This window comes from Paracoccus acridae, assembly GCF_014642735.1.
In the GTDB taxonomy this organism is placed as follows: domain Bacteria; phylum Pseudomonadota; class Alphaproteobacteria; order Rhodobacterales; family Rhodobacteraceae; genus Paracoccus; species Paracoccus acridae.
Window position 1 is genome coordinate 50,573 of the sequence record NZ_BMIV01000001.1, and the last position, 12,420, is coordinate 62,992.

General features: G+C 68.3%; 11 protein-coding genes. 3 read left to right on the forward strand and 8 right to left on the reverse strand.

Features of this window, described 5'->3' with window-relative positions; all coding sequences use genetic code 11:
• The first annotated feature begins 23 nt into the window (after positions 1-23).
• Positions 24-773 (forward strand): transcriptional regulator FnrL, encoded by a 750-nt coding sequence (gene fnrL / locus IEX25_RS00265; RefSeq protein ID WP_188713967.1) that lies wholly within the window; start codon positions 24-26, stop codon positions 771-773.
• Here the strand turns inward: fnrL and IEX25_RS00270 are convergent.
• From IEX25_RS00270 to IEX25_RS00285, 4 genes are read right to left on the reverse strand one after another with little or no spacing between them, the layout of a single operon-like run.
• Positions 770-2,320, reverse strand: a complete 1,551-nt coding sequence (locus IEX25_RS00270; protein ID WP_229664970.1) for an ABC transporter ATP-binding protein — start codon at positions 2,318-2,320, stop codon at positions 770-772. The genes fnrL and IEX25_RS00270 overlap by 4 nt on opposite strands.
• Positions 2,317-3,129, reverse strand: a complete 813-nt coding sequence (locus IEX25_RS00275; RefSeq protein ID WP_188713561.1) for an ABC transporter permease — start codon at positions 3,127-3,129, stop codon at positions 2,317-2,319. The genes IEX25_RS00270 and IEX25_RS00275 overlap by 4 nt, the downstream gene beginning before the upstream one ends.
• Positions 3,126-4,067 carry an ABC transporter permease gene (locus tag IEX25_RS00280; protein ID WP_188713562.1) on the reverse strand — a complete coding sequence of 314 codons (942 nt, stop codon included), beginning with the start codon at positions 4,065-4,067 and terminating at the stop codon, positions 3,126-3,128. Before IEX25_RS00280 ends, IEX25_RS00275 begins: the two co-directional genes overlap by 4 nt.
• Positions 4,068-4,106: 39 nt before the next feature.
• The gene (locus IEX25_RS00285; RefSeq protein WP_188713563.1) at positions 4,107-4,889 is read right to left on the reverse strand and encodes an MBL fold metallo-hydrolase; all 783 of its coding nucleotides are present in this window, start codon (positions 4,887-4,889) and stop codon (positions 4,107-4,109) included.
• Positions 4,890-5,007: 118 nt separating this feature from the next.
• Between IEX25_RS00285 and IEX25_RS00290 the strand changes: the two genes are divergently transcribed.
• Positions 5,008-6,072 carry a saccharopine dehydrogenase gene (locus IEX25_RS00290; RefSeq protein WP_188713564.1) on the forward strand — a complete coding sequence of 355 codons (1,065 nt, stop codon included), beginning with the start codon at positions 5,008-5,010 and terminating at the stop codon, positions 6,070-6,072.
• Positions 6,073-6,142: 70 nt separating this feature from the next.
• Positions 6,143-7,342, forward strand: a complete 1,200-nt coding sequence (locus IEX25_RS00295; RefSeq protein ID WP_188713565.1) for a PQQ-dependent sugar dehydrogenase — start codon at positions 6,143-6,145, stop codon at positions 7,340-7,342.
• A gap of 8 nt (positions 7,343-7,350) precedes the next feature.
• Here IEX25_RS00295 and IEX25_RS00300 read toward each other — a convergent pair whose 3' ends face one another.
• Genes IEX25_RS00300 through IEX25_RS00315 form a run of 4 tightly spaced genes read right to left on the reverse strand, consistent with a single transcriptional unit; the run spans position 7,351 to position 12,361 of the window.
• Positions 7,351-7,722 (reverse strand): DUF3775 domain-containing protein, encoded by a 372-nt coding sequence (locus tag IEX25_RS00300; RefSeq protein WP_188713566.1) that lies wholly within the window; start codon positions 7,720-7,722, stop codon positions 7,351-7,353.
• Between the two features lie 47 nt (positions 7,723-7,769).
• Positions 7,770-9,590, reverse strand: a complete 1,821-nt coding sequence (mutL, locus tag IEX25_RS00305) for a DNA mismatch repair endonuclease MutL (RefSeq protein WP_188713567.1) — start codon at positions 9,588-9,590, stop codon at positions 7,770-7,772.
• A gap of 42 nt (positions 9,591-9,632) precedes the next feature.
• Positions 9,633-10,958 carry a M16 family metallopeptidase gene (locus IEX25_RS00310; RefSeq protein WP_188713568.1) on the reverse strand — a complete coding sequence of 442 codons (1,326 nt, stop codon included), beginning with the start codon at positions 10,956-10,958 and terminating at the stop codon, positions 9,633-9,635.
• Positions 10,955-12,361, reverse strand: a complete 1,407-nt coding sequence (locus IEX25_RS00315) for a M16 family metallopeptidase (RefSeq protein WP_188713569.1) — start codon at positions 12,359-12,361, stop codon at positions 10,955-10,957. The genes IEX25_RS00310 and IEX25_RS00315 overlap by 4 nt, the downstream gene beginning before the upstream one ends.
• Positions 12,362-12,420 lie beyond the last annotated feature (59 nt).

A 12,420-nucleotide genomic window follows, 5' to 3' on the forward strand; every position in this document is an offset into this window, starting at 1 on the left:
CGCGCGAGAATGCCTTGACCCAGATCAACCAGAAAACCCCCAGTCACGACAGCGGGGAACGCTGCGGCGACTGCCCGATCCGCTATCGCGCCGTTTGCGCGCATTGCGAAACGGACGAACTGGCGCTGCTGGAGGATCTGAAATTCTACCGGACCTTCGATCCCGGCCAGCCGATCGTCTGGGAAGGCGACCGGATGGAATTCGTGGGATCGGTCGTCACCGGCGTCGCCGCGCTGACGCAGACGCTGGAGGATGGGCGCACGCAGATGGTGGGCCTGCTGTTGCCCAGCGATTTCCTGGGCCGCCCCAACCGAGAGATCGCCGCCTATAACGCCACCGCGGCCACCAAGGTCGTGCTGTGCTGCTTCCGCCGCAAGCCGTTCGAACAGATGATGCGCAGCACGCCCCATGTCGCGCATCGTCTGCTGGAAATGACGCTGGACGAACTGGACGCGGCGCGGGAATGGATGCTGCTTCTGGGCCGCAAGACCGCGCGTGAAAAGATCGCCTCCTTCATCGCCATCATCGCCCGGCGCGAAGCCGCGCTGCACAAGCGCGATCCGGGCGGGCGGATGCAGATCGACCTGCCCCTGACGCGCGAGGCGATGGCCGATTACCTGGGCCTGACCCTGGAAACCGTCAGCCGCCAGATCAGCGCCCTGAAGCGCGAGGGCGTGATCGAACTGGTGGGCAAGCGCGCCATCATCCTGCCCGACTTCAGCCGCCTGGTCGAGGAATCGGGCGACGATTCGGATGGCGGATACTTCAGCTAGGACCAGTCGGCCGGGATCTTCGGCATCGCGCGGACCAGGGCCTGCGTATGGTCGTGCCGGGGTGCGTCGATGATGCGGTCGGTCGGGCCTTCCTCGACGATGCGGCCTGCCTGCATGACCAGGATGCGGTCGGTGATGCCGCGCACCACCGACAGGTCGTGGCTGATGAACAGATAGGCCAGCCCGTGATCGGCCTGCAACCGCGCCAGCAGGTCCAGCACCTGCGCACGGACCTGCACGTCAAGGGCGCTGACGGCCTCGTCCAGGACGATCAGGGACGGGCGGATGATCAGGGCCCGGGCGATCGCCAGGCGCTGCCGCTGGCCGCCCGAGAATTCGTGGATGAACTTGCGGGCATTGTTGGGGTGCAGGCCCACCTCGGCCAGGGCCGCGCCGATACGGTCGCGCCAGTCGGCCGGGCGGCCGGTCAGGTGGAAGGGCTCGGCCAGCAGCCGGTCCACGCGCCAGCGGGGATCGAAGCTGCCGAAGGGATCCTGGAACACCGCCTGCATCCTCGCCCGCAAATCGCGCGGCATCCGGTGGCCGGGGCCGATCGACTGTCCCTCAAGCCGGATCTGTCCGGCCTGCAAGGGATCCAGCCCCAGGATCGCGCGGGCCAGGGTCGATTTCCCGCAGCCCGATTCGCCCACAAGGCCGACGCTTTCGCCGCGCCCGATGGTCAGGCCGACCCCGTCCAGGGCGCGCAGCCCGCCATCGGCAGCGCGGTATTCGCGAACGGCCCCCGTCACCTGAAGCAGCGGCCCGGCCGGGGGCGGGGGCTGGCGGCCGGGTCGGTGGCCCGAGGCCGTGAACAGTTGCCGCGTATAAGGGTGGCTGCGGCTGCGGAACACGGCTTCGGTCGGACCGCTTTCCACGATCCGGCCGGCCTGCATCACGGCGACCCGGTCGGCCATGCCCGCCACCACGGCCAGGTCATGGGTGATCAACAGCAGCGTCATGCCGTCCTGGCGCACCAGATCCCGCAGCAGATCCAGGATCCGCGCCTGGGTGGTCACGTCCAGGGCGGTGGTGGGTTCGTCCGCGATCAGCAGATCGGGGCGCAGGGCAATCGCCATGGCGATGGCGACCCGCTGGCGCTGCCCGCCCGACAATTCGTGGGGATAAAGCGTCAGCGGAAAGCGCGGCGCCGGCAGGCCGACGCGGTCCAGCCCTTCGCGTGCGCGGGCCAGGGCGGCACGGCGATCCAGGCCTTCGTGGATGCGCAGCACCTCGGCCACCTGGTCGCCGATGGTCATCAGCGGGTTCAGCGCCGTCATGGGTTCCTGGAAGATCATTCCGATACGCTTGCCGCGCAAGGCGCGCATGGCGCGTTCGGGCAGCGCAAGCAGGTCCATCCCGTCCAGCAGCACCTTGCCCGATGTCACCGTTCGTTCCGGCAGCAGCCCCATGATCGCAAGGGCCGTCATCGACTTGCCGCTGCCGGATTCGCCCACCAGGCCGGTGATGCCCGGTTGCAGATCCAGCGACACCCTGTCCAGGACAGGCCATCCGCCAATGGACAGGGACAGATCCTCTAGGCGGATCACCGCAGCACCCGCAGCCGGGGATCCAGGGCGTCGCGCAACCCGTCGCCCAGCAGGTTCAGGCCCAGAACCGTCAGCACGATGCATAGTCCGGGGATGACGGCCACATGCGGGGTCAGCGTCACCATGGTCTGCGCCTCGGCCAGCATCCGGCCCCAGCTTGGCGTGGGGGGCTGCGCGCCAAGGCCCACATAGGACAGCCCGGCCTCGGCCAGGATGCCCAGGCTGAACTGGATCGTGGCCTGCACGATCAGCAGGCTGGCGATGTTGGGCAGGACATGCTGCAGGCTGATCAATGCCCGGCCCTTGCCCGCCACCTGCGCCGCGCGGATGTAATCCAGCGTCCAGATGGGCAGCGCCGCACCCCGCGTGACGCGGGCAAAGACCGGGATGTTGAAGATGCCGATGGCGATGATGGCATTCACCGCCGAGGGGCCGAAGACCGCCGTGATCAGGATCGCGATCACCAGGGACGGAAAGGCGAAGACTAGGTCGTTGCCGCGCATCACCAGATCGTCCGGCCAGCGGTCCCGATGCGCCGCCGCCAGCAATCCCAGCGGCACCCCCAGCCCCATGCCGATGGCGACCGCCACAAGCGCCACCACCATCGAGGTCTGCGCCCCCCGCATCGCCATCGACAGGATGTCCCGGCCCAGATGGTCGGTGCCGAACCAATGCGCGGGCGATGGCGGCAGTAGCTTCTCGGCAATGGCAAGCCGGGCGATGTCATGGGGCGTCCAGAAGGCCGACAGCACCGCCGCCGCCAGCGCCAGCCCCGCCAGCAGGGCCCCCAGGATCAGCCCCGTTCTCATGCGCGGCGCAGCCGGGGGTCCACGGCGGCATAGGCCAGATCGACCAGAAAGGTCACGGCGATCACGGCGGCCACCAGCACAAGCACCGCAGACTGCACCACGATCAGGTCGCGCTGCGTGATCGCCTGGAAGATCATCCGTCCCAGACCGGGAAGGTAGAACACGTTCTCGATGATGATGGCGCCCGCCAGAAGAAAGCTGAACTGCATCCCCAGGATGGTCAGCACCGGGATCAGCGCGTTGCGCAGCGCATGGCGGCGCAGGGTCTGGCCGCGTGACAGCCCCTTGGCGCGGGCGGTGCGGATGTAATCCTGGCCCATCGTCTCGACCAGGGACGACCGCAGGACGCGCGCCAGGATCGCGGCCTGGGGCAGGGCCAGGGCGATGGCGGGCAGGATCAGGGAACGCAGCGCGGCCAGGGGATCGGACCATCCCGGAAACCCGCCTGCGGGCAGCCAGCGCAGGTGAACGGCAAAGACCAGGACCAGCAGCATCGCCAGCCAGAAATTCGGCAGCGCGATGCCCAGATGCGCCGCCCCCATCGCCAGCCCGTCGCCCACGCGGCCCCGCTGTGCCGCCGCGTGAAGCCCCATCGGCAGGGCCAGGGCCACGGCCAGCACAAGCGCCAGGACCGCCAGGGGCAGCGACACCTGCAACCGTTCGCCGATCATCGGCGCGACCGGGGTCTTGTAGGTGAAGCTGGTCCCGAAATCCCCCTGCAGGATCGCGCCCAGCCAAGCCGCGTATCGCAAGGGCAGGGGATCGTCCAAGCCCATCTGCTGGCGCAGCGCGGCCAGGGTTTCGGGCTGGGCGCCAGTGCCCAGCATGAAGCTGGCCGGATCGCCCGGCACCAGTTCCACCACCGAAAAGATCACGACCGAGGCGGCAAGCAGGCTTGCCCCCATCACGATCATCCGGCGCAGAAGGTATCGCAGCATGGCGGCCTTGCTATCCTGCCGCGCCGGGACGGTAAAGCGTCAGCCTGCCTCGCCGCGCGGATACCAGTTGGCGATGACCACCTGGCTGCCCGCGTCAGACGCCCCGACGAGGCGCGCGAATTCCTGAACGTCGCTGCCCCGGTGGTGATAGGGAAAGACCGAGACGGGCCGGAAATCGGCCACCGCATCCGCCGCCTGCTGCACCGTCATGGTATAGGGCAGGTTCATCGGCAGAAAGGCGACCTCGATGTTTTCCAGGGCGCGCATCTCGGGCGTGTCCTCGGTGTCGCCGGCGATATAGAACCGCTTGCCGCCGATGGTCAGGACATAGCCGTTGTCGCGCCCCTGGGGGTGGAACTGCTGCTTGTCGGGGCTGGTGTTATAGGCGGGCACGGCCTCGATCCCGATGCCGATGGCCTGGGCCTGGTCTCCATTGGCCATGGCGGTCGCGCGGGACTGCATCTCGGCGGGCAGCATCGCGTGGACGGCGGGGTTGGCGATGATCGCCACGGCGGGCAGGGCCTGCAGGGTCGGCAGATCGTAATGGTCGCCATGCTCGTGCGTGATCAGGATCAGTGTGGGCTGCGGCATGCCGGCATACAGATCCGCGCCGCCGACCGGATCGACATAGATCACGCCGCCCGGCGTCTCGACCACCATCGAGGCGTGATCGACCGGATGGAACACGACCTGCCCGCCTTCGACCGGATAAACGAACGAGGTTTGCGCGGCGGCGGTCTGGGCAAGGGTGATGCGAGGCATGAGGGTCACGCTGGCTGCGGCAAGACCCAGCATCAGGCTGGCGCGGCGGCTGAGGATCATGTTGATTCTCCGGAACAAGAGTGATGGGAACGGGGTGGAACACGGATGGTGGCGACGGGGTTCCCCTTGCGCCGTGGCGCAGGTTAAGACGACGGGACGGCAGAACCGGGGGAAAACGATGACGCATCTGTGGCTGCGGGCCGAAAGCCGCCCGAACGAGGATCGGACAGGCATCACCCCCGAGGGCGTGGCGGCGCTGATCGGCAAGGGCTTCACCGTCACGGTCGAGGACAGCCCCCGCCGGGTGTTTGCGACGGACGCCTATGCCCGCGCAGGGGCCGCCATCGCGCCGCAGGGAAGCTGGCCTACGGCCCCCGACGACGCCATTGTCTTCGGCCTGAAGGAACTGCCCGAAGACGGGATGCCCCTGCGCCATCGGCACATCATGTTCGGCCATGCCTTCAAGGGCCAGCCCGCGGGACAGGTGCTGCTGCGCCGGTTCCAGGCAGGGGGCGGCACGCTCTATGACCTGGAATACCTGACGGATGACGCGGGCCGCCGCCTGGCCGCCTTCGGCTATTGGGCGGGTTATGCGGGGGCCGCGGTCAGCCTGAAGGCCTGGGCGGCACAGCAGGGGGGCGGCATCTGCGCCCCCATCCACGCCTATGCCGACAAGGACCTGTTGCTGGACGAATTGCGCGCGCAACTGGACGCCACGGGCCGCCCGCGCCCGCAGGCCCTGGTGATCGGCGCAAAGGGACGCGTGGGGACGGGCGCGGCGGATCTGCTGGTGGCCCTGGGCGTGCCCGTCACCCGCTGGGACATGGCGGAAACCGCGCATGGCGGCCCCTTCCCGGAAGTGCTGGTCCATGACCTGTTCATCAACGCGATCCTGGCCCAGCCCGGCGCGCCGGTCTTCGTCCCCGCAAGCGCGGTGGCGCCGGGGCGGCGGCTGACGGTGATCGGCGACGTGGCCTGCGATCCGACCAGCGACTTTTCCCCGATCAAGGTCTATGACCGCACGACAAGCTGGGACCAGCCGGTCTTGCGCGTGGCCGAACAGCCGCCGCTGGACGTGATGGCCATCGACAACCTGCCCTCCATGCTGCCGCGCGAAAGTTCCGAAGATTATGCCGCCCAGTTGCTGCCGGTGCTGATGCAGCTTGACCGGATCGACGAAGGCCCCTGGGGCAGGGCCGGGGCGCTGTTCCGGGACCATCGGGACCGCCTGACACAGACGTGATGCGCCGTGTCGGAACGGGGATAGGGATGGCGTGTTGGACGGGCATCCCTGTCATCTGCACGAGGACCGCATGTTCATCCGCCTGACGACTTTTGCCGCTTCGGCAAGCCTGCTGGCCACCGGCGCGCTTGCGCAGGATTTCAATGCCGTGCCGCCGAACGCACCCGATCAGCAGCCCGCCTTCGAAAACCAGACCCGCGCCCCGGTGCTGGCGGGCGACGTGGCGCTGAACCAGACCGTCATCGCGGATGGGCTGGATCATCCCTGGGGTCTGGCCGAACTGCCGGACGGAAGTTGGCTGGTGACGGAACGCGCGGGCAACCTGCGGCTGGTGGGGGCGGACGGCACCCTGTCCGATCCGATCGGCGGGCTGCCCGAGCTTGACACCCGCGACCAAGGCGGCCTTCTGGACGTGACCGTGGCCAATGATTTCGCCGACACGCGCCGCGTCTGGATCAGCTTTGCCCAGCCCCGCGAAGACGGCAAGACCGCCACCGCCGTCGCGACCGGCACCCTGTCGGCCGACAACAGCACCCTGGAAGGCACCGAGGTCATCTGGCAGCAGCAGCCCGCCTGGGATTCGACCAAGCATTACGGGTCGGTCCTGATCCATGACGGGCAGAGCGGGCTGTTCGTGACCACCGGCGAACGCTCGGTCCCCGATGCGCGCGTCTATTCCCAGAATGTCACAACCACGCTGGGCAAGGTGGTCCGCATCGACCCCGAAACCGGCGCGCCGATGGGCGATCCCGGCGTGGCCGAGGCGCTGCCCGAGATCTGGTCCTGGGGTCATCGCAACATCCAGGGCGCGGCGCTTGACGGCCAGGGCAGGCTGTGGACCATCGAACACGGTCCCAAGGGCGGCGACGAATTGAACCTGCCTCAGGCGGGCCGCAACTATGGCTGGCCGCGCGTGACCTATGGCGTGGAATACAGCGGCGACCCGGTCGAGGAAGGCGTCACCCAGATGGAGGGCACCGAACAACCCGTCTATTACTGGGATCCGGTGATCGCACCCGGCCAGATGACCTTCTATGACGGCGAGATGTTCCCCGACTGGCAGGGCGACCTGCTGATCGGAGGGCTGAAGTCGAACGACCTCGTGCGCCTGGAACTGGACGGCGACCGGGTGACGGGCGAGGCGCGCCACCTGCAAGGCATCGGCCGCGTGCGCGAGGTCGAGGTCGCCCGCGACGGCGCCCTGATGCTGCTGACCGATGAAGACAACGGCCGCCTGATCCGCGTCACCCCGGCGCAGAGCGAGAGCTAGAACGCCCCTCAGACCGGGCGGGTCACGTCGTCCTCGGCATCCTCGGGCGAGATGCCGAGGGCTTCCAGCCCCGATTCCAGCAGATCGGCCAGGCGCGGTTCGCCCATCAGGTAATCCTCGGTGGGGGTGGTGCGCTCGATCCGGGCGGTCTCGATGGCTTCCTCAAGCTCTTCGGGCTCGAAGCTTTCGCGCCCGATCCACATGACCGCCACCAAGGATGCCTGTTCATCCTCGTTCAGGTTGGCGATGAAGTCGTGCAGTTCGGACCGGACACCGTGCTGCGGCCTGCTGCCCGAATGCGCCCAGGGGTTGACGCCGCTGTCGTATTCGCGGGCGCGGATGATGATATGGGCGATCTTGTCGGGGCTGATCTGCAGCATGGTTGGCTCCTTCGCTGGCGCGACTGTCGCGCCGTTCGGGGCGCCGGTCAATCCTTGCGTCCGAACAGCCTTTCGATGTCGGACAGGCGCAGCTTCACCCAGGTCGGGCGGCCATGGTTGCACTGGCCGGACCGGGGCGTGCGTTCCATCTCGCGCAGCAGGGCGTTCATTTCGTCGGCGTTCATGCGCCGCCCCGACCGCACCGATCCATGGCAGGCCATTGAGGACAGCACCGCGTCAAGCCGTCCGCGCAGGCGGTCGGAGGCGCCCTGATCCGCCAGATCGTCCAGGATGTCGCGGATCAGGGCGCGGGCGTCCAGACGGGCCAGCATGGCCGGGGTTTCCCGCACCGCGACGGCACCCCCGCCGAAGGGTTCGATGACCAGCCCAAGTTCGGCAAGATCGCCCGCGATGGACAGGATGCGCGCGGCATCGGCTTCGGGCAGTTCCACGATCTCCGGGATCAGCAGGGCCTGGCGGGCGATGCCCGTCGCGGCGGCCTGGACCTTCAGGCGTTCATAGACCAGCCGTTCATGCGCCGCGTGCTGATCGACGATGACAAGCCCGTCTTCGGTCTGCGCGATGATGTAGTTTTCGTGGATCTGCGCCCGTGCGGCCCCCAGGGGGGCATCGAGGGGCGCGGCGCTTTCCTCCTCGGCACGGGCCGAAGGGGCCTCGGCAAATCCCATCGTGGGGGCTTGCAGATCCAGGCTGGCGCGGATCGCCGTGGCCGAGGGGCGATAGTCCATCTGATAGGTGCGCGGGGCGGCAGGGGCAGGGGCGGCGGCGGGTTCGGCCCGGAAGGCCGCCAGCGTCGCGTCGCCCATCGTGGATGACGCGCGATGCCCGGCCGTCGCCAGCCCGTGCCGCAAGGCGCTGACCACCAGCCCCCGCGCGCCTTGCGGGTCGCGGAAACGCACCTCGGCCTTGGCGGGGTGGACGTTCACATCGACAAGCTGCGGGTCGCAGGCAAGATACAGCACCGCCGCAGGATGGCGCCCGGATGCCAGCACGTCCATATAGCCCGCCCGCAGCGCCCCGGTCAGCAGCTTGTCCCGCACCGGCCTGCCGTTGACATAGACATGCTGCGCCACCGCCGCCCCGCGCGAATAGGTGGGCAGCGCCGCAAGCCCCGAAAGCCGCAGCCCGTCGCGTTCGGCGTCAAGGGGGATCGCATTGTCGATGAAATCCCGGCCCATGACGCGCGACAGGCGGATCGTCAGGGCGTCGAACAATTCGCCCTGTTCGGCATCGGCGCGAAAGATCTCCTTGCCGTCGGCGGTCAGGGTGAAGCCCACGAAAGGTTCGGCCATGGCCAGGCGGCGGACGCATTCGGCCACCGCCATCGTTTCGGCCCGGTCGCCGCGCAGGAATTTCAGACGCGCGGGGGTGGCGAAGAACAGGTCGCGCAGTTCGACCACCGTGCCGGGATTGGCGGCGGCGGGCCGCACCGGCGCGGCGCGCCCGCCTTCCACCGCGATCACCGCGCCGTCGCCGCCCCGCATCCGCGAGGTGATCGTCAGCCGTCCGACTGCCCCCAGCGAGGGTAGCGCCTCGCCCCGGAAGCCGAAGCTGCGGATCGCCAGAAGGTCGGTGCCGTCGATCTTGCTGGTCGCATGACGCGACAGGGCCAGGGGCAGATCCTCGGGCGCCATGCCGCAGCCGTCGTCGCAAACCCGGATCAGCCGCTTGCCGCCGTCCTGGATGGCGATGTCGATGCGGCTGGCCCCCGCATCCAGGGCGTTTTCCACCAGTTCCTTGACCGCCGATGCAGGCCGTTCGACCACCTCGCCCGCCGCGATGCGGTTGGCGACGGCTTCGTCCAACTGGCGGATCACGGGCCGGATATGGGGGGCATGGCTGTTCATGCCCCCAAATCTAGCAGCCACCGTCCCCTGTCGCCAGCGATTCTAGTTGGTGGGGGCGGGATCTGTTCCGGCGATCCCCTCAGGGCGGCCGACCAGCACGAAGCGCAAGTCGTCGGCATCCAGCAGGCGGCCCACCACGCGCTTGACGTCCTCCGCCGTCACCGCCTCGACCTTTTCATTGCGGGTGTTCACATAGTCGATGGGAAAGCCGATCAGCTGCATCCCGGCCAGAATGCCCGCGATGCTGCCGTTGCCGTCGAAGCGCAGCGGGTATTCGCCCGTCAGATAGGTCTTGGCATCGTTCAATTCCTGGTCCGTGACGCCGCCCTCGGCCATGCGGTCCCATTCCTGGCGGATCAGATCGACCGCCTGTCCGGTGGTGGCGTTCGATCCCGCCATGCCGCCCTGCCAGGTCTGGCCGTAAACGCCGGTGGCAAGCGTCGTGCCGACGCCATAGGTCAGGCCGCGCTTTTCGCGGATCTCCTCCATCAGGCGGGAACTGAAGCCGCCGCCGCCCAGGATGTGGTTGGCGACAAAGGCCGCGAAGTAATCGGGATCGTCGATGGCAAGGCCCGGACCGGCAAAGCTGACGACCGTCTGGGGGCTGTCCCAGTCGATGACGGTGACCCCGCCGGTCAGTTGCAGGTCCGCCGGTTGCGGCAGCGGCGCGGTGCCCTGTTCCGGCAGGCCCCCCAGCACGGTGTCCAGAAGCTGGCCCAGTTCCTCGGGCGTGATGTCGCCCGCCGCACCCACCACCACGCGGTCGCGGGCCAATACGCGGTTCTTGGCCGCGACCAGATCCTGGCGCGTCAGGGCCGCCACCGAATCCATGGTGCCGTTGATCGAGGTGGCATAGGGATGGTCGCCCCAGGCCTGGCGTGCCATTTCCTTGGCGGCGATGGATTGCGGATCGGTCGCCTCGGACCGGATGATCGACTGCACCTGCGCGCGGACGCGTTCGATGGCGTCGTCGTCGAAGCGGGGCTGGGTCAGCGCCTCGGCCAGAAGGGCCGCGGCCTCGTCGCGGTTCTCGTTCAGGGCGCGCATCCCCACGGTCAGCGCGTCGTCGCCCACGTCAAAGGAAAACTGCGCGCCCAGCCCCTCGACCGCCTGGGCAAAGGCCACCGAATCACGGTTGCCCGCGCCTTCCTCAAGCGTGGCGGTCATCAGGTTGATGGCGCCGCGCTTCCCTTCGGCGTCCAGGCTGGCGCCGCCCTTGAAGGAAAACTGCACCGCGACGAAGGGGATGCTGTCGTCCTGGACAAGCCAGGCCTTGATGCCGCCGGGCGAGGTGACGTCCTGGATGTCGATGGCATGGGCGGGAACCGCCAGAACGGCAAGGAAAAGGGCAATGGCGGCGCGGATCATCCTTGCACCTCGGGGCTGGGGGTGTCGGTGGAGGCGGGCGCTTCGGCGGCGGCGGGCGCCGGCTCGGCCGGCAGCAGCCAGCCGGTGACGCTGGCCTTGCTGTCCAGAACGGTCCTGGCCACCCTCATCACGTCATCGGCCGTGACGGCGGCCAGGCTGTCGGGCCAGTCGTTCACGTCCTGGACCGACAGCCCCGTCGCCAGTCCCTGCCCATAGTCATAGGCCCGGCCATGCGCCGAATCGAGCTTGTAGACCCGCGCGGCCTCGATCTGCGTTTTCACGCGGTCCAGGTCGGCGGGGTCGGGGCCCGTTTCCAGGAAGCGGGCCAGGACCTTGTCCAGTTCCGCCTCGGCATCCTCGGGCGTCATGCCGTCGGCGGGAACAAGAGAGATGCCGAAGCTGGTCGGATCAACGGAAAAGCCGTCATAGCCCGCGTTCACCCACAGCGCCTTGCCCTGCATCGCCAGCTCGCGACCCAGGATCGAGGTCTGCATCGAACCGCCCAGCAGTTCCGCCAGAACCGTCAGCGCGGCGGCATCCGCCTGGTCGCCGGGGTTGCGTTCGGGCGCGATGTAGCTGCGCGACATCACCGGCTGGGGGACGCGTGGATCGCTCATCTCCATCCGGCGGGGCGACCGCTGGGTGGGTTCCTGGGGGCGGATGCGCGGCTCTGCCTCTCCCTTCGCGGGGATCGGGCCATAGTATTGCTCGGCCAGTTCGCGGGCGCGTTCAGGGGTCACGTCGCCCGCCAGGATCAGGATCGCCTCGTTGGGGGAATAATGGTTGTCATACCATTCCAGCGCATCCTCGCGGGTCAGGCCCTCCATCTCGGCGCGCCAGCCGATGACGGGGCGGCCATAAGGGTGGTTGTAGTAAAGCGTGGCATAGCGTTCCTCGGCGAACAGGGAACCGGGGTCGCTGTCCACCCGCTGGGCGCGTTCCTCCAGCACGACCTGGCGTTCGGCCTGCCAGTCATCCTCGCCGATGCGCAGGTTGGCCATGCGGTCGGCCTCCATCTCCATCACCAGGGACAGGCGGTCGGATGCGATGCGCTGGAAATAGGCGGTGTAGTCATAGGAGGTGAAGGCGTTGTCCATGCCGCCATTAGCGGTCACGGTCTTCGACAACTCGCCCGGTTCCAGCTTGTCGGTGCCCTTGAACATCAGGTGTTCCAGGTAATGGGCGATGCCCGACTTGCCGGGCGGTTCGTCCGCCGATCCGATGCGATACCAGACTATCTGGACCACGACCGGGGCGCGATGATCCTGGATCACCACGGTTTCCAGGCCGTTCGGAAGGGTGAAATGGGTGATGCCGTTATTCTCGGGGGTGGTCGTCTCGGCCAGGACGGGCATCGCGCCCAGGGTCAGGGCCAGCAGCGCGGGCAGGGTCGGTCTAAGCATGGGGGCGAAACCTCCTTGGTCGAGGCAAATCTGACCAATGACGACAGGCCGCGCAACCT